Here is a 16,885-nt window from a genome sequence, read left to right on the forward strand (position 1 = left end):
CCTTACTCGGCGGCCTCGGTTACACCCGCGAGGATATCGCGGATTTCTGCTTCTTTGATGTCGTCATGCTCGGCGATCACCACCATGCGCGAGCGGCGGTCTTCACCGGGCTCCCACGGACGGTCATACTGGTGACGCACGCGGGCACCCACGGCCTGCACCAGCAGGCGCATCGGTTTGCCTTGAACGGCGGCGTAGCCTTTGACGCGCAGGATGTTCAGCTCATTGGCCAAACGTTCGATCTTGGCAACCAGATCGGCAGGATCGGACTGTTCCGGCAGATCAACGATGATGCTTTCGAAATCGTCGTGCTCGTGGTCGTGGTGACCGTCGTGATGCGACGGACGAGCGTCCATGTCATCTTCAGCAGCCGCTTCCAGACCAAGAACAACGCGGACGTCCACGGCACCTTCGGCCACTTCGACAACGGGCAGCGGGCGAGGGGCCTCGGCGGCGATGATCTCTTTGGCTTTTGCCACGCCTTCGGGACCGGCCAGATCAGGCTTGGTCAGCAGGATGATATCGGCGCAGGAAATCTGATCCTCAAACACCTCGGATAAGGGCGTTTCATGGTCGATCGAGTCATCAGCCATGCGCTGAGCGTCCACCGCTTCGACATTCGGAGCAAAGCGACCAGCGGCGACGGCCTCGGCATCGGCCAGCGCGATCACGCCATCAACAGTGATTTTCGATCGGATATCGGGCCAGTCGAACGCCTTCAGCAGCGGCTTGGGCAGGGCGAGGCCCGAGGTTTCGATCAGGATGTGATCGGGGCGCGGCTCCAGCGCCATAAGGGCTTCGATGGTCGGGATGAAATCATCGGCCACAGTGCAGCAGATGCAGCCGTTCGCCAGTTCCATGATGTTTTCCGCCGGACAATCCGGGATCGCGCAGGATTTCAGGATATCGCCATCGACGCCGACATCGCCGAACTCATTAACAACCACGGCCAGACGCTTGCCTTGCGGGTTCTGCATCAGGTGCTTAACGAGAGTTGTTTTGCCCGAGCCCAAGAAGCCAGTGATCACGGTGACGGGGAGTTTTTCCAAGTTGCTCATTTCAGGGCTCCAATCGGGGGAATACGGGCTGCGCAGTTTTTGCGGAAGTGTTCAGGGCGCTCACGCCATTTGACCAAGCCGTCCTCGGTCGCGAGGTACTTGGTGGCGCCGTCCACGATCACGTCGACATGGTCGGTTTCGTTCAGATGTTCATAGACGAAGGTCCAGCGTTCCGGGCCGCCACGCAGCACGATGGAACAGCCCTCGTTGCAGTTGGACAAGCATTCCACGGCTTTGAGGGTAATCCCTTCCGGCAGGTCCGCCTGTTCAAGCGCCTTGTGCAACAGGGTGCCGGGGCGTTTCGCGTCGTCTTCAACGGGCAGTCCGCGACGACAGGTGGTGCAAACCAGCAATTCGACCGGAGCGGTCTCGGTCATGTCTCTCATCCCCCCAAATCCTCATCGTGGGGGACGGGGTTTCATGCGGGTCCCTTGACCCGACACCGGAACACCCCGTCCGGTTTCATCTTCGGGCGCTGGCAGGTCTCCCGGCTTGCGGATGTCAGAGGCGTCCTCTGTCGGATGTCCCGCCTTCCCGGCTTTGCGCCAGTGGCTCGGGCACCCTCTCCGGTCACGGTCGCGGGGGCGGCTGCGTTTGGCGGAAAACCCGTTGACGCATTCCCTTTTCATCTGCTCTCACAGACACCAACAGGAGGCTCATGCGGCACCGACCCTCAGCTTGTCAAGCGCGATGCAGTCCAGACCGCTGTGGTGCGTTGAAAAGCGACCTGCCAGCGTCGCTAGGCGGCATGAACATGGCGCTGATGCATGGTCGCATGGCCTCAAATCGCAAACGGAGGCGAAATCCATGAAAGTAGGTTTTATCGGGCTTGGGAATGTGGGCGGCAAGCTGTCGGGGTCATTGCTGCGCAATGGAATCGATCTGACGGTTCATGACCTAAGTTCCGATTTGGTCGAGGCCTTTGTCGCGCAAGGCGCCAAAGCGGCTGAAAACCCGGCCCAGATGATGCGCGATTGCGATGCTGTGATCACCTGCCTGCCGTCGCCTGCGGCCTCGGACGCGGTGATGCAAGAGATGCTGCCCGAGGTTGGCCCCGGTAAAATCTGGATGGAGATGTCCACCACTGACGAGGCCGAGGTCAAGCGGTTGGGGGCTTTGGTTCTGGAGCGCGGAGGGGCTGCCGTCGATTGCCCTGTTTCGGGTGGCTGTCACCGTGCGGCGACGGGCAATATCTCTATCTTCGCTGGCTGCGATCGCGACACCTTCGAACGCATTCTGCCCTTCCTGACGACCATGGGGCGGCGCGTTCTGCACACCGGAGAGCTCGGCTCGGCCTCGGTTCTGAAGGTGCTGACCAACTATCTGGCCACGGCCAACCTGATCACGTGTGCCGAAGCCCTAGTCACCGCCAAGGCCGCCGGGATGGATTTGAACACCACCTATGAGGCCATCAAAATCTCGTCGGGGACATCGTTCGTGCACGAAACCGAAAGCCAGGTGATCCTGAACGGTTCGCGCGATATTTCGTTTACGATGGATTTGGTGAAAAAGGACATCGGCCTCTTTCAGGACGTCGCCGACCGCGCCGGTGTTCCGCTGGAAATCAATCCGGTGATGATCAAGATCTTTGAAGACGGCATCGCCCGGTTTGGCGAGCGTGAGCTGTCGCCAAACATCATAAAACGTCTGGAAGAGGCCACAGGCCTGGACATCCGCGCACCGGGTTTTCCTACGGAAATGCAGGACGATGAGCCGGAAGAACCAGGTTACGAGGTTGTGCCTCAGGGGCGTTCCTCCTGAAAACTGATTCCCGGAGACGGTATTTAGAGGAAGGGGATGTGGAGGCGAGTACCACTTGAATACCGCTGTCCCGATCCGTCTCATTTCGTATTAATTTCAAAGGCCTGGTCGATTTTGCTTGTTCCATTCCGTCGCATGAAATAGCCATGTGTTGCATCCGTTTGGGCGGGTAGGAATGGGGTAGGAATTCAGAGGTCGAGTTCGATTCCCGGTTCGAACAGAGGTCGCAAGTATTGCCAAAACGTGCCAGAGAGCTCGGATCTCTCGAAGTGAAACGGCTGACACGGCCCGGCGTACACGCAGTGGGCGGCGTGGCCGGGCTTGCATTGCAGGTAACCGGCACCGGCGCGCGATCCTGGGTCTTTCGCTACAGACATAACGGTCGGCGACGAGAGGCGGGCCTTGGCCCTTACCCGGACGTGCCGCTGGCCAAAGCCCGTGAATACGCTCGCGAAGCGAGGGATATGCTCCGGCATGGCGCAGACCCAATTGCCGAGCGACAGGCCGCACAGCGCAGGCTTCTTACATTCGCAGAGGCGGTTGAACTGTATGACCAGGAGAAAGCGGTCGAATTTCGCAGCGGCCTGCACCGAAAACAGTGGCGCGCCTCGCTCGATCGGCACGCAGTTCCCCTGCTCGGCGAAATAGCCGTGGCCGATATTACTCTTCAGGATGTGCTGGCGACACTCCGGCCAATCTGGACGACAAAAACAGAAACAGCTTCAAAGGTACGTCAGCGGATTGAGCGCGTTCTGGACTACACCACTGTCGCGGGACACAGAAGTGGCGAGAATCCGGCCCGTTGGCGCGGAAATCTTGACATGGTTTTACCCGCGCCGACGAAGCTGACCGGCGGTCAGCACTACTCCGCGCTGCAGCTTGATGATGCACCGCGATGGTATGCGGCCTTGCGCGCCCGAGAAGGAACCAGCGCAAGGGCGTTGGAGTTTCAGGCTTTAACTGCATACCGCACAGGAGCGGTTCGTTTTGCCACCTGGGACGAGTTCGATCTCGAGCGCGGTCTTTGGATTATTCAACCCGGGCGCCAGTCTTCAAAAATACCGCCGTCCGGGCGGCCGCACAGGGTTCCGCTCACCGATAGTCTTATTTCCCTGCTTGACGAGCTGCCGCGCGAGCAGGGCAATCCGCTGGTGTTCTGGGCCCCGCGAGGAGGCGCATATTCAGATGCTGCTCTGGCAGCTGTCATGCGAAAAATCCACGCGGCAGATCTGAAATCTGGAAACCGGGGATACTTCGACGCTCAAAGCGACAAACCTGCGGTACCGCATGGACTGCGTTCAACCTTTCGAACATGGGTTGCCGAACGGACCAGGTTCGATGGTGACATGGCCGAAATCGCGCTGGCCCACAAAGTCGGAAGCAAGGTTCAGCAGGCCTATGATCGATCCGACCAGGTCGAAAAACGCAGGGAAATGATGGGCGCGTGGGGATCGTTTCTTTGCTCGAAGGATTTAGCGCGCAAAAAGGTCAGACCGAGGAAGTGACGTGCCTGAAGTTGAACAACAGCTCGTGGAAGCCTTTAAGGCTCATTTGGATGTTGAGGGTGCAAACCTCGAAAAAATGGTGAACAACTTCCTGAGCTTCCTGAGCTGGAAACCCTTTACGTTATATGACCGAAAAAAAGATCTGGAAGCGCTCGACCGTTTTATTCTCGGTTTGTCTCATCTCGACAAAAGAGTTTACGACAGTTTGAGTATCTCAGCGCGAAAAAGGCTGGATTCACGCCTTGGCCTCGGAGCTGACTACAGTGACGAGGGGATTCTGGATTTCATGCAAAGGAGTGAAGAGCGACATGTTCGCCTCTTTATGGACCTTTTGGCGCATGCTTCAGAGCTGCGGACGCTCGTTGCTGCAGCGCGAAAAGACATTGAGGTTTCTGAGCGAACGCGCCGAACGCTCAGTGTGATCAATGTGGACAGACTTCATGTAGTGGCTCTGGCAGCGCCTCTTTGGGCGGCGCGAAACAGACAGGACTTGCCGGCCAAAGGCATCAAGGAAACTCACGCGCTGGCAAGGTTCCTTGCAGTGCTTTTTGGTATTCTGGGGATCGATACGTCTCCGACGAAGGCATATGACTCGTGGCTGGAGCTGGACCACACTTCCCCCCTTCATCAGAATTGACACGGCGAACGGGTGCCGACTGCAAAATCGCTGCGTGCCAATTTGGATCCATCAATTCGATGGAGTTCAATCATGTATCTTTCAGATCGCCAGGTGGCGAAAAGATATGGCGTTTCAAGAGGAACGCCGTGGCGGTGGGCCAAATCCGATCCAAGTTTTCCCAGGCCCGTGGAACTAACGCCCGGCTGTACCCGCTGGCGGCTCGACGAGCTTGAACGCTGGGAGACCGCAAAGACGGAGGGACACGTCAATGCAAGGGGATAAGCGAAATCGAATTCTGGAAGCCGCGGAGAAGGCCCAGCGAGTCGAATGGGATCCAAGCACAGGAAACGTGGCTACTGGTCGTGCCACGCCGCGGGCTTCCAGCTGTTTGACATCAGGAACACCTCAGCAATCCGGCGGAGGCCTCAAGTTCCGTCATGTGGACATTCCGGTCGTCCGCAATGACAAGGGGTTGCCTGTCTGGTGCCCCGCCACGGCGATCGCAATGTTGGAAAACCATTCGGACTGGCAGGGCTGCCTTCGCCACGATGCCTTTCTCCAATGCGACATGCTGTACCGCCCTGTGCCCGGGACCGACGAAATCCAAGATTTTGAAATCCGTGAAATCAGGGACACCGATATTGTTCAGGCTCAGGTTTGGTTCAACCGAAATGGTTTTCCGGATGCGACGCGCAACACTGTCGCGGATGCCATTCAGGCGGCTGCCGGTGCAAATACTGTTGATCCGCTAAGAGACTGGCTGGCGAGTTTAGAATGGGATCGCCGTCCCAGACTGTCATCGTGGCTAATGAACTATCTTGGCGCGGAGGAGAGCACGTACAATGTGGCAGTTGGACGGTGCTGGATGATTTCGGCGGTGGCTCGCGTGTTCTCTCCAGGCTGCAAGGCAGATGGCTGCATCGTGCTGGAGGGCGATCAGGGCAGTGGAAAAAGCTCAGTTTTGCGTGAGCTGGCAGGACCAAAGTTCTTTGGAGATTCTCTGCCTGACATTTCATCCAAGGACTCAAAGCAGTTCCTGCGTGGAAAGTGGATAATTGAGCTGGCCGAACTGGCAACACTGAACCGGGCCAGTTTCGAGGCAATCAAAGCGTTTATCTCGAGACAGATAGAGCAGTACCGCCCGTCATACGGCCGTAAGGATATTGTTGAACCTCGCCGATGTGTTTTTGCCGGCACAACCAATCGAGATGACTATTTGCGAGATTCAACGGGGAACCGTCGGTTTTGGCCCGTGCGAACCGGGTCAATAGATGTCGAGGGCGTTCGAAGAGATCGTGACCAGCTTTGGGCGGAAGCGGTAAGCGCATACCAATCCGGCGAAGCATGGTGGCTGTCGGCGGAGATTTCCAAACTGGCCTCTCTGGAGCAGTCCGAGCGCGGCGAGGATGATCCCTGGGTGGTAGAAGTTTCCCGGTACTGCGAAGGACGGGAATTTGTGGCCTGCAAACCCATTCTGGCGGAAGCGCTCGGGTTTCGCAGTGAGAATATGGGGCAGCGCGAAACAAAAAGGGTGGCGGGTATACTGAGGTCTCTTGGGTACCAGCGAGACGGCCAGTTCACTTCCGGACCGGATAAAGGCGCAACCAGATTTGTTCGGGTAGCTTAAACCTGGGAACGATTGAGCAGTAGACGAAGCCAGGTTCTTTCACCGAGAGGACCTGGCAGTAGAGGAGGTAGACCGATATTGTGTTGGTATTCCGCGGCCGGCTAAGTAAATGAAATAAAACTGTTTTCAAAAGTTGGGTAAGAGCGGATCATGTCCGACCTGCTCTCTGAGCAAGTTCACGCGAATACATCTACTTCATCTACTGCTTAGCTTCTTGGCGAGCGCACCTTGGAGGGGGTGGTTTCAAAGTCTCCAGCCGGATACCCGCAGACCCGTCTCTATCCGCATTCGCAAATTTTTTTTCGCAACCGGGCAGTTTTTTGCAGACAGATATGTTCCGCAAATGCTGAGGGCAAACGTCAGCCGGAGTTAGAGAAGTTGTTTCGGCGTGCCCGAGAATTCGACTCCAATTCAATTACTTAATCCGCTGACTTCACGGCTGACATCTTGGAAACTTCCGGTTCCATGGAAAACCGCTCTTCAGCCTTTCGATCAGATCATTTTTCCCGGCCAGGCAGGTGTTGAACAGATGCTACAAATCCACAACCTGTGATCGCCGGTCGTCCTTCAGCCAGTTGCAGAGCCTGTTGAGCGTGATGGCCCTTTGTTCGCTGTGCCGCTTTCGAGGTTCAAGTGAGCATTCCCAGACAGTAGCGACGCTGAAACCGTTTGAAAGGGCACGTTCCAAATTTTTTTGATCTCTTTCCCGGTTGCCGCTTAGCTTTTTTGCCCATTTACTGTCCGCATCATCTTTTACCCTTGCAGCGTTTTTGCAGCCGGGATGCTGGTGCCAAAAGCAGCCATGTACGTAAACAACAGCCTTGCGACTGACAAAGACAAGATCCGGCGATCCCATGGCGCGGCTTCCGTGCAGCCGATACCGAAAGCCACGTGCAAAAAGTTCTTTTCGAACGATCATCTCGGGAACGGTGTTTTTGCTGCGAATCCGCGACATGTTTCTGGAACGGTCGGCGGAACTTTTGATGTCAGCCATCGATCTTATCCCTGGTCATTTCCAACCATCCTGGTAAGAAGTGTAATTCCAATCGTCAGGATAAAAAACAGGCATGGCGCGAGCTTACAAAGTGGTTGATCTCTTCGCAGGGCCTGGCGGTCTGGCCGAAGGATTTTCATCGGTCCTGGCAAAAGGAAAGCGCGTGTTCGACGTGGCGCTTTCTGTCGAAATGGAGGAAGCCGCGCACAAGACCTTGAGCCTGCGCTCGTTCACTCGCCAGTTCCCGCCTGGCACGTTGCCTGACGAATATTACCAGTTCGTGGCTGGAACGATATCTCAGGACGAACTTTTTGAAAAATATCCTGGTGAGTGGAGGAAGGCTAAGAAGGAAGCTCTGCACGCAACCCTCGGAACGCCGGAAGCCGCAAGCCTTATAAATCCTGCTATAGACAGGATCAAAAAGTCGGCCAGAGGGCGAACTGTTCTGATTGGCGGTCCTCCCTGTCAGGCATACTCACTGGTTGGCAGAGCTCGAAACGCGGGTAATTCAGAATACAATGCAGAAGACGACGGCAGACATTACCTTTACCGGGAATACATTGATATCCTGGATCGCCTTCGCCCGGCTGCATTTGTTATGGAAAATGTTAAGGGCATCCTGTCTTCCAAGGTTTCTGGCACAGGTATCTTCAAGCGCATTCTTGATGACCTGCAAAGCGTTGGCAGTGAGGAAGGCGGTTATCGGTTGCTGGCTTTGGTCCCAAACAGATACGGCAAAACCGCTTCAACTCTTGGTCCGGACCCGCATGATTTTATTGTTCGTGCTGAGCAGCATGCGATCCCGCAGGCACGGCATCGTGTCTTTGTCGTAGGTCTGAGGGCCGACATTGCAGACAGGCTGGACGACACAGACTACGAATCTGTGCTGAACTTTGAAGGTACGAACACTGTCAGCACGGTGCTCAAGGGACTGCCGCAAATCAGAAGTGGTTTGAGCCGCAAAGACTCGGCAGAGGACTGGCAGAAGACGGTTCTCGAGGCCGCAGATTTCCTTTCTTCATTGCAGCTTCAGATTGGATCCGCGGCTGAAAGAAAAAAGTGGAAAAAGACAGTCGGAACCGTAGCAAAGTTTCACCAAAGAAAGAACAATCCGCTGTCGAGGAAGAGTGGAGAATACGAGCTGGCAATTGAGAGCAGGGATAGGCCTGGTTCGCTCATCGAATTCCTGACTGATCCAAGGATGCCTCTGCTTTCGCAGCACGAGACACGAGGCCACATGAAGAGTGATCTCGCGCGTTACCTTTTCTGCTCAGTATTCTCAGACGTGTTTGGGCGGGCTCCCAAAGCTCCGGATTTTCCTGATGAACTGGCTCCGAACCATCGCAGCTGGAAGACTGGTAAATTCGCCGATCGGTTTCGGGTTCAAAACTGGGACGAACCGTCAAAGACAATAACAAGTCACATAGCCAAGGACGGGCACTATTACATCCATCCGGATCCAAAACAGTGCAGAAGCCTGACTGTGCGAGAGGCTGCGCGATTGCAAACTTTTCCTGACAATTACCTGTTCCTCGGCAACAGAACTCAGCAATACGTTCAAGTTGGAAATGCTGTTCCGCCATTTTTGGCCAAGCAAATTGCCGAGGCTCTGGTGGCGCTGTTGCCATGAGGCAACGGCTTCAGTTCTCCGGGGCACTTGGTGCGAAGGTTTGAACCCAATATTCGTGTCAATTTACTCCGGGCGCAAGAGAACATCACATTCAGGTTATCCTTTGTATACTTAAGTGTTTTATCTCTTGGTGCCGCTCTTGGCTGTAAAATCAATAGCTTTCAACTTCATTCTTCCCCCGAAAGAAAGATTGGTGGCCTCGGCAATTTCAATCAGAAGGGGATTGAATCTCAACTCGAGACATTGTCACTTGTGCCCGCCAGAATATAGGCAAGAGCAAAAGGATAAATGAAATTGGACGCGCAGGTTGAGACACTCGTCAAAAAGATCCTTGATGTACTACCCAGAGTGAATGATCTGGATGCAGCGGTAAAGTCTGTCACAGACGATCTCGAAGTGCTTCTCCCGGGGTATACGCTGGATCATGCCGAAGAATTGAGGCTGGCCCGTCTCGAAGTCGAAAAACAGTTTGAGGACATTGAAATCCTTCACCAACGGTCGGTGATTCGTAAACGACCAGACTGGTACTTTGGTCCCAGACCAACAGATCTTCACTGGCCGGTCCTAAAGCAATTCCTGATAAGCAAAGGCTGGGATAAAGACGATGTCGACGGCATCGATCACGCCTCGAACGAAGTTGTGTCGCTACTGGACAATCCGCAGCAAGACCAATTCGATTGCCGTGGGCTCGTCGTTGGTCATGTGCAGTCCGGAAAAACTGCGAACATGACTGCAGTCATCGCGAAGGCGATTGATGCAGGATACAACACAATCATTGTTCTGGCGGGGCTGACAAACAAGTTGCGTTACCAGACCCAAATGAGGATGTACGGCGATCTCGTTAAACGGCGACCGCTGAACTGGCAAGTTCTCACGGCAAACAGCGAGGGGCTGGATTTTCGAGCACCCGCGCAGGGCGGATTCCTCTCACATACAGACAAATCTCAGCTGGCTGTTGTGAAGAAAAACGTTTCGCCGCTGGGGCAGCTGGAGATTGCAATCAATGAAACTTTGCCGGCGCATTTGCGGCGACTGAAGGTGCTCGTAATTGACGACGAATGCGATCAGGCCAGCGTTAATGCGGCCAGCCGCGAACTTGACATGACGGCGATTAATCAACGTATTCGAGGGCTGCTTACGAAGTTTCCTGCAGTCACTTACGTTGGATATACTGCCACCCCTTTTGCAAATGTACTCATCGATCCTTACCGGGTGGATGAACACAAAGGAGAGCGGCTTGATGACCTTTATCCGAGAGATTTCATTACTGCTCTGCCCTCGTCGGACAACTATTTCGGCACAGCGAAGCTGTTCGGCGTGCCGCCGGACGATGCTGACAATGAAACCCCGGAGGAACTAGGGCTAGATATGATCCGAGATGTGCCGGAGGAAGATCAGACGGCGCTTCAACCCGGCAGTGCGAAGGACAGGGAAGCTTTTTATCCCGCAATGACTCCAAGCCTGAAAAAGGCAGTACTTTATTTTCTGGCGTGTTGCGCGGCCCGAAGGGCTCGCGGCGATACTGAAAAACACATGACCATGCTGGTGCATACTTCAGCATTTGTAGTGGCGCATCAACGAGTGGCCAACATTATCTCGGGCTGGGTGGAACAATATGCGGAAGATATTCCAGACAGAAACTCAGAAATTGGAAAAGAGCTTGCAGCGGTCTGGGACGAGGAGAATGGACGATTGCCTGCGGACATTACCGGGGCAAAGAGCATCTCCGTAACCGAAATTTTTGAATATTTGCCCGAGGTCCTTGAGGCAATCGAGTTTCCTGTAGAAAACGGGGCCAGCGACGACAGGATTAACTACGAGCAAAATGCAAAGACCTACATCGTTGTCGGTGGCTCGATCCTTGCCAGAGGCTTAACGCTGGAGGGATTAATGGTCAGCTACTTTCTGCGAACGGCCAATCAGTACGACACTCTCCTGCAAATGGGGCGCTGGTTCGGGTATCGCCCCAACTATGAGGACTTGCCGCGAATCTGGATGCCGGAAGACCTCAAGTTGCGCTTCCGTAACCTCGCCAGGGTCGAGATGGAAATCAGAAGCGATATCGATCGCTACAGTGCGCAGGACATGACGCCTATGGATATCGCTGTACGGATCCGGGCAATTCCTGGTATGGCAATCACCGGAGCCACCAAGACACGCTCGGCCAAGACTTGTGCCATTAGCTTCTGGGGCACTCACAGACAGACTTTCCGTTTCGAGCACAGGAATATTTCAGTTCTCAAGCAGAACTGGCAGGCGGGGGCAGACCTTCTCGGCGCTGCATCCAGTCTCGGCCTGGAAAACAAGGATTGGCGACATCGTCTGTGGGAAGGCGTGCCAAGAAATCTGATCCTAAGTTTCTTTGAAAAATACCTTCCGCACAGTGATCACAGTGAACTGAAGGCCGACGTTTTACTGCCATTCCTGCGGCAGTCTGATGACCGACTAAAAAGCTGGAATGTAGGTATAGTGGAGTCGCAGATTGGTACGCCGTCAGAAGTCGGGCTGGGTCCGATCGGACAAGTAAAAACCGTGAATCGTGCGAAACTGGAAAACAGCGGATACTCGGCGGATATCAAGGCCCTTATGTCGAAAGCTGACATCAGGTTCGACTGCCCGGCCGACCTTGATGGGTCAGGTAGCTGGGATGATGTGAAAGACAGACGACTGGAAACCATTGGCCAGGTCCCGCTGCTGCTACTTTATGCGATTGATCGCAACTCTGAGCCGAAAAGAAAAAGTGACGTCCGTGAGCCCCTGAATGCACTGCACGACGTCCTTGGTTATGGGATCGTTTTCCCGGGATCGACCGCCGAGGGTGCAAGTTTCGTATCGGTGGAGCTCCAAACGATTTCCGCGGATGAGATTGAAGAAATAGAGGCAGAGGAGAAAGCACAGGTGGAGGCAGCTGGTGTCGAGTAAAGAAGATGAGCAAGCCGTTGACAAGGCATGGGCCATTCTGCGCGCGGGGTCCTCTGACTCGTCAGGCCTGGAAATAGCGACATTACCGGCCGGGGTATCGACGGCAGATGGTCCTGTGCGATTTGCTCTCGGCGGCAAAGGGGAAGCGCGTTTGCTACTCCCGCTGTCAGACAGGGAGTCAGGCAAGGAAGTAGTCGGAGCAGAAGCTCTGCAAATTTTGGTTTCCGTATACACTCAGGGGGGAAAACAACAGCGCTTCCTTGATCTCACCTGCCGAGCTCATGAGCTGGAACGCGTGTTTACGGAATTGGGCAATGAAATCCTGTCCCGTGTTGCTGGTGGTGTGGGCTGCGAAGAAGCTGCCAAATCGACCATTGAAGAGTTCAGATCACTGCTTGTAAGGCCGAACTCAACGCAGTCGTCTATCAGTCAAGTCGCAGGTCTGGTGGGGGAGTTGATTTTTTTGAACCGGTTGCTGGATCGAGAGTCATCAGCGTGGAAAAGCTGGCGCGGTCCGGCGGGCGACCGGCATGATTTCGCATCTGAATCGCACTCTCTTGAAGTGAAGACGTCCCTGAGCAAAGGGCGAACCACGATAGGTATTAATGGCTTCAACCAGCTGGAGAGACCGGCGGGAGGCAGTCTTCATCTTCTTCACTTTGAGCTGGAAGCGGTCATGGCGGGAATGCTTACAGTCGAGGCACTCGGCAGTGCCGCACTTGGAAAGGCAAATGAGCCCGAAAAATTGCAGCAGCTACTTTCAGCTCTTGGCTGCGAAGAAGTTCGGGATCCTGCGTGGAACCACACAGCTTTCAGACTGGAGGCCGAAAACTTGTTCTGCGTCGAAGAGGGTTTTCCGCGACTGGTGCCGTCAATGCTCGCAGCGGGTTCGCCACCAACAGGTGTTTCTAGCGTCTCTTATTCCATTGATCTTTCAACCGCAGAGGAATTTCGAGTGGACCCGGCCAAAACGGCTAAGATCGAGGAGCTTTTCCTGTAATGCCTGTAACGCTTAGCCTGTACTCGGAACCTTACGGAAGCACAGGGAACATTGGGGAGAACTTCCTTCGATTGCTTGGTACGCCTTCCACCGATCCCTTACAGACGGTGATCCGCGAGGCGATTCAAAATATCGCGGACGCCGCTAAGCTAGGCCAGGGCCCCGGGGTTCGCATCAGACTGCGCCGTCTTAATGACGACCAGCGTAACTGCATGAGAAACAATGTACTGTACCACCTTCCTGACGAACTGAACTCTCGTAAGAAGTTCAATGACTTTCTCGAAAAGGAAGAGCAGGTTGTTCTAGAGATCTGTGACTTCGGAACCACGGGGCTTGGCGGACCAACACGGGCGGACAGGATCCCACTTGGCGTGGAACAGAACGATTTCATTAACTTTCTGAGAAATATAGGCGCACCTCGCGACACTGATCGCGGCGGCGGTACATACGGATTTGGCAAGGCGTCGCTTTACGCAGTAAGTCAGTGCCAAACTATCCTCGTAGATACACTAGTTGCGGAAGAGCACGGAGGTGAACGTCGAGTGATCGGATGCCACGTCGGCTCAAGGCACGAGGTCGCCGAAGACGGTTACAAGAAGCAATTCACCGGCCGCCACTGGTGGGGCGTGGCCGACCCAGACGACGGCATTGCTGATCCTGCGCTGGGTTCTGATGCCAAAGTCTTGGCTGAAGCACTTGGCTTTCCGCCTCGTATGCCCGGGCAGTCCGGTACTTCCATCATGATGCTTGACTTCAATCCTGAGGGAGAAGACCTCTTTGCCGTCGGCCAAAGGATTGTCGAGGGTCTTCTCTATAGCTTCTGGCCTCGGATGATGAAGGACACCCCAGTCGGCATGCAGTTTTCCTGCAGTGTGGAAGTCGACGGTGTAGAGTTGGATATCCCGGACCCGGAGTTGTTTCCACCGCTTCATTTGTTTTGCCGCGCGATGCGCAAGGCGAGAGCGCGGTCGGGCGTAGGGGTTGAGAGGATTTTTTCTGAACGCCCTTCGAGAGATCTCGGGTGGCTTGCGATTGAGAAGGGGCTCAGGAGCGAAAGAAGGCCAATTGTGGTTGAAGACAGCCTTTTCCGAAGGACCTCAAGGCATATAGCCCTAATGAGGCCCGTTCAGCTTGTGGTGAAGTATCTAGAGGGCACAGCATTGCCTGACGAGAACCTTGAATGGGCCGGCGTGTTTCTCACTTCGGAGGACGATGAAGTAGAACGCGCATTCGCACTTTCGGAACCCCCGGCACACGATGACTGGATCCCAGGTAATTTGGAGAGGGGTCATGCCAAAACGTTCGTGAATGTCGCCCTTCGAAAGCTCGATGCTCGTGCAGCGGAAATTGGGCTGCCTTCCGCATCTGGCCGCAATCAAGAAAGCGACGCGCCACCTCTTGCAAAAGTGTCCGGTATGCTGGGCGCTGCTCTTGAGGGGGTTGACGGAGAAGGCGCTGGACGACCGAGAACTAACAATGGTGGAGGAGGTGCATCTAGGCCGCTTCGAGCGCGTGCATCAAGGCCAGTATTCTTGAGGTTGGAAGAGCGGGACGGCATGAAAGTTGCAGTGTTCTCCACTTCTGTGCAGCAGGATTTTGACTGCAGCGGAAGAAATCTAAACGCGTCGGCTTCAGTGGCAATAGATGGCGCTGCGGCGCACCAGTTGGACCAGACTATCCTTAACCCGGAAGTAATTGAGTTGAGGGCCGAAGATGGAAGCTGCGCCGAACTTGGCGATACGCTGATGATCGATGGCGCGAGCGGCACCTATGAAATTGTCGTGCGCATACCGGATGAGTGCGCAGTAACGGTAGATGCCGAAATCCAGAGTGGTGATGGCATATGAAGTCTCGTGTCGCATTTCCGTTTCTCACGTTGAGCGATCATGCAGTCGATGCGGGGCCATGGATGCTGCGGCTCAACGATAATGAGCAAGCTCCGGCTGGTGATTACCTTCCAGACTGGGACTACGCCTCCCGCATATATCTGCAGCGAACGGTTTCCGTGAATAAGGATTTGGCATCCGCAGAACTTGCGATCCAGAAGAGCCATTTAGCCCTTTCGCTTTGTGTAAGGGCGGGTACCGGTGTCGGCCGCTTGCCCAGATCAGTTATTTCTCAGCAAGAGCATCCATTTGGCGATGACACAGATACCATCGTTCTCGACCTTGAAATTCTTGGCCATGAGCTCTCGTCCGTGCTCGATCTGAGGACCGAGATCGTGATTGAAAATGCTCCCATGGATCTAGGCACCCTCTCGCCGTCAAAACCGTATGAACGAGTCTGGCATGAAACGCTCCGTGTTCGTCTCGAAGGTGAGGAGCCTAGGTTTCCAATTGAAGTGGCTGATTTCGGAAACTTGCTTTCTGGAAGCATTGCCGTATCCGCGCCTTGGTATGTCCACTGGTCGCCGGGAGACTGGTCACGAGATTTTCACGGTTCAATGCGTCTTTACTTGAACAAGAACCACTCAGGTTTCATCGATAGGGTGACCGAAGGTGATCCGGAAACGCTAAGGGCCATCATGGCTGATGTCATGGGCCAGGTATGCGAAAGATTTCTTGCACTTGATGATTGCGTAACCCTTGCGCAAGGGTTCGAGGAAGGATCGCTGGGGTCCCAGGCGGCCAGCTGGATCAGGGCGGCGTGGCCCGAATGCGATCTTGGCTTTGTTCAATCTCAAATGAAATCTCGTCCCGGCACCTTCCGGGCAGCAATACATGCTCTTGCAGAACAGCGGGGTGGCGAAGAATGAGCTTTCTGCTGCCACGACTACCAGGACCTTCCGCCGAGAGTATGCTTGATGCGTTGTTCGACGGCGACGATCTGAATTGGCCGGGTTTTGATCCGACAAGCCTTCCAGACGAGGCACGTTTTGCGTCTACAGGTGGTTCAGCTGTCGATCCACTGCAGCTTCGGGAATTTCGAAGTGGCATTGTTCTAGTAGCAGAGGAGTTTGGGTTTGGAACACGCGATGCGAGAGCCACACAGGCGAAATTTGATGCAGCCCTCGGAGCCTGGCTGGTCAAGCATCCTCTCCTGAAAACAGGCGAGGCGTTGCGAGATGATGTGTGGTGTTTTGTGGGCGTCGTCGTGGCGCCCGACATAGTTCATTGGCGCTTCGGCAATTCGAGGCAGCGCTATCTCGGTGGGATACGTAATACTTTTCAACGCCTTTGGATGCGGGCTCGTGTTCTCGACAGGGGTGAGACAACCCAAGACCGCTGGGGGCTTCTGGACAGTCTCACCGAGGATGCACTGGTTCAAATAACGGAAAGACCCAGCATTGGTGCGGATGCAATCCTTTCCAGAGAGCTTGCTGAAGCGTGGGTCAGGGCGAGCGACCGACTTGGCAGAAGTCAAATGGAAGACGTAATGCGTTCAGCCATACTTCGTCTAAGAATTCGGAATGAGATACGTAGTCTCTCAATGCTTCCAAAACCCGAGCTAGAGATATTGCTCGACGAGTTTTTCGATCATGCTGCTCAGGGTCTGAAGTCAACTAGGGAGTCCTCGCGCGTTGTTAAGCTCCAAGAAAAAGATATTGGAACTTCCAGAGAGACGGCGGCCGAAGAGCAGGGGGCAAAGGCCTCTGTTAAGCGCAAAAGAAGTTGGTCTTCTTGGCTTGGAAGGTAAAGGATGATGTCATTGAGCATTCCAGTGTGTTTGCAATTCTTTTGCGAACAAATGCATGCCCTTTGGCGAAAAAGCCGGGCTAAGAAACAACAGTTCCTGAAGACCTACAGATCAAGATATCGGGTGCAGGCAC

General features: G+C 54.7%; 14 protein-coding genes and 1 riboswitch. Of the genes, 11 read left to right on the forward strand and 3 right to left on the reverse strand.

Annotation, left to right across the window (positions count from 1 at the left end):
• Positions 1-2 precede the first annotated feature (2 nt).
• Both cobW and ACR0B5_RS12025 read right to left on the reverse strand, forming a co-directional pair.
• Entirely contained in the window at positions 3-1,058 is a 1,056-nt protein-coding gene (gene cobW, locus ACR0B5_RS12020; protein ID WP_480540651.1) for a cobalamin biosynthesis protein CobW, read from the reverse strand.
• Positions 1,055-1,435: a DUF1636 domain-containing protein gene (locus ACR0B5_RS12025; protein WP_170676600.1), complete on the reverse strand. Its 381-nt coding sequence runs from the start codon at positions 1,433-1,435 to the stop codon at positions 1,055-1,057. The genes cobW and ACR0B5_RS12025 overlap by 4 nt, the downstream gene beginning before the upstream one ends.
• 83 nt (positions 1,436-1,518) lie before the next feature.
• Positions 1,519-1,722, reverse strand: a riboswitch (cobalamin riboswitch).
• Between the two features lie 26 nt (positions 1,723-1,748).
• Between ACR0B5_RS12025 and ACR0B5_RS12030 the strand changes: the two genes are divergently transcribed.
• The 5 genes from ACR0B5_RS12030 to ACR0B5_RS12050 all read left to right on the forward strand — a co-directional run bounded on the left by ACR0B5_RS12030 (position 1,749) and on the right by ACR0B5_RS12050 (position 6,570).
• Complete coding sequence (locus ACR0B5_RS12030) at positions 1,749-2,819, forward strand: NAD(P)-dependent oxidoreductase (RefSeq protein WP_480540653.1); 1,071 nt, start codon at positions 1,749-1,751, stop codon at positions 2,817-2,819.
• Positions 2,820-3,088: 269 nt separating this feature from the next.
• Positions 3,089-4,324, forward strand: coding sequence for a tyrosine-type recombinase/integrase (locus tag ACR0B5_RS12035; RefSeq protein WP_480540655.1), 1,236 nt, complete (start codon positions 3,089-3,091; stop codon positions 4,322-4,324).
• Position 4,325: 1 nt separating this feature from the next.
• Positions 4,326-4,961 (forward strand): hypothetical protein, encoded by a 636-nt coding sequence (locus tag ACR0B5_RS12040; protein ID WP_480540657.1) that lies wholly within the window; start codon positions 4,326-4,328, stop codon positions 4,959-4,961.
• Between the two features lie 72 nt (positions 4,962-5,033).
• Complete coding sequence (locus ACR0B5_RS12045) at positions 5,034-5,225, forward strand: helix-turn-helix transcriptional regulator (protein WP_480540659.1); 192 nt, start codon at positions 5,034-5,036, stop codon at positions 5,223-5,225.
• A complete protein-coding gene (locus tag ACR0B5_RS12050; protein ID WP_480540661.1) occupies positions 5,212-6,570 on the forward strand; it encodes a virulence-associated E family protein in 1,359 nt (452 codons plus the stop codon). Before ACR0B5_RS12045 ends, ACR0B5_RS12050 begins: the two co-directional genes overlap by 14 nt.
• Positions 6,571-7,102: 532 nt before the next feature.
• On the opposite strand, the gene ACR0B5_RS12055 is transcribed toward ACR0B5_RS12050, so the two are convergent.
• Entirely contained in the window at positions 7,103-7,564 is a 462-nt protein-coding gene (locus ACR0B5_RS12055) for a very short patch repair endonuclease (protein WP_480540663.1), read from the reverse strand.
• A gap of 73 nt (positions 7,565-7,637) precedes the next feature.
• Here ACR0B5_RS12055 and ACR0B5_RS12060 point away from each other — a divergent pair, with 73 nt between their 5' ends.
• The 6 genes from ACR0B5_RS12060 (at position 7,638) to ACR0B5_RS12085 (ending at position 16,752) form a co-directional block, all read left to right on the forward strand.
• Positions 7,638-9,194, forward strand: coding sequence for a DNA cytosine methyltransferase (locus ACR0B5_RS12060; RefSeq protein ID WP_480540665.1), 1,557 nt, complete (start codon positions 7,638-7,640; stop codon positions 9,192-9,194).
• Positions 9,195-9,482: 288 nt separating this feature from the next.
• Complete coding sequence (locus ACR0B5_RS12065; protein WP_480540667.1) at positions 9,483-12,116, forward strand: Z1 domain-containing protein; 2,634 nt, start codon at positions 9,483-9,485, stop codon at positions 12,114-12,116.
• Entirely contained in the window at positions 12,106-13,116 is a 1,011-nt protein-coding gene (locus ACR0B5_RS12070; protein ID WP_480540669.1) for a PD-(D/E)XK motif protein, read from the forward strand. The genes ACR0B5_RS12065 and ACR0B5_RS12070 overlap by 11 nt, the downstream gene beginning before the upstream one ends.
• The gene (locus tag ACR0B5_RS12075; RefSeq protein ID WP_170703485.1) at positions 13,116-14,963 is read left to right on the forward strand and encodes a hypothetical protein; all 1,848 of its coding nucleotides are present in this window, start codon (positions 13,116-13,118) and stop codon (positions 14,961-14,963) included. Before ACR0B5_RS12070 ends, ACR0B5_RS12075 begins: the two co-directional genes overlap by 1 nt.
• A 29-nt stretch (positions 14,964-14,992) precedes the next feature.
• Positions 14,993-15,871, forward strand: a complete 879-nt coding sequence (locus ACR0B5_RS12080; RefSeq protein WP_480540671.1) for a hypothetical protein — start codon at positions 14,993-14,995, stop codon at positions 15,869-15,871.
• Positions 15,868-16,752 (forward strand): DUF6339 family protein, encoded by an 885-nt coding sequence (locus tag ACR0B5_RS12085; protein ID WP_480540673.1) that lies wholly within the window; start codon positions 15,868-15,870, stop codon positions 16,750-16,752. The genes ACR0B5_RS12080 and ACR0B5_RS12085 overlap by 4 nt, the downstream gene beginning before the upstream one ends.
• Positions 16,753-16,885 lie beyond the last annotated feature (133 nt).

The sequence above is a fragment of the Ruegeria sp. AG1 genome (genome assembly GCF_056541705.1).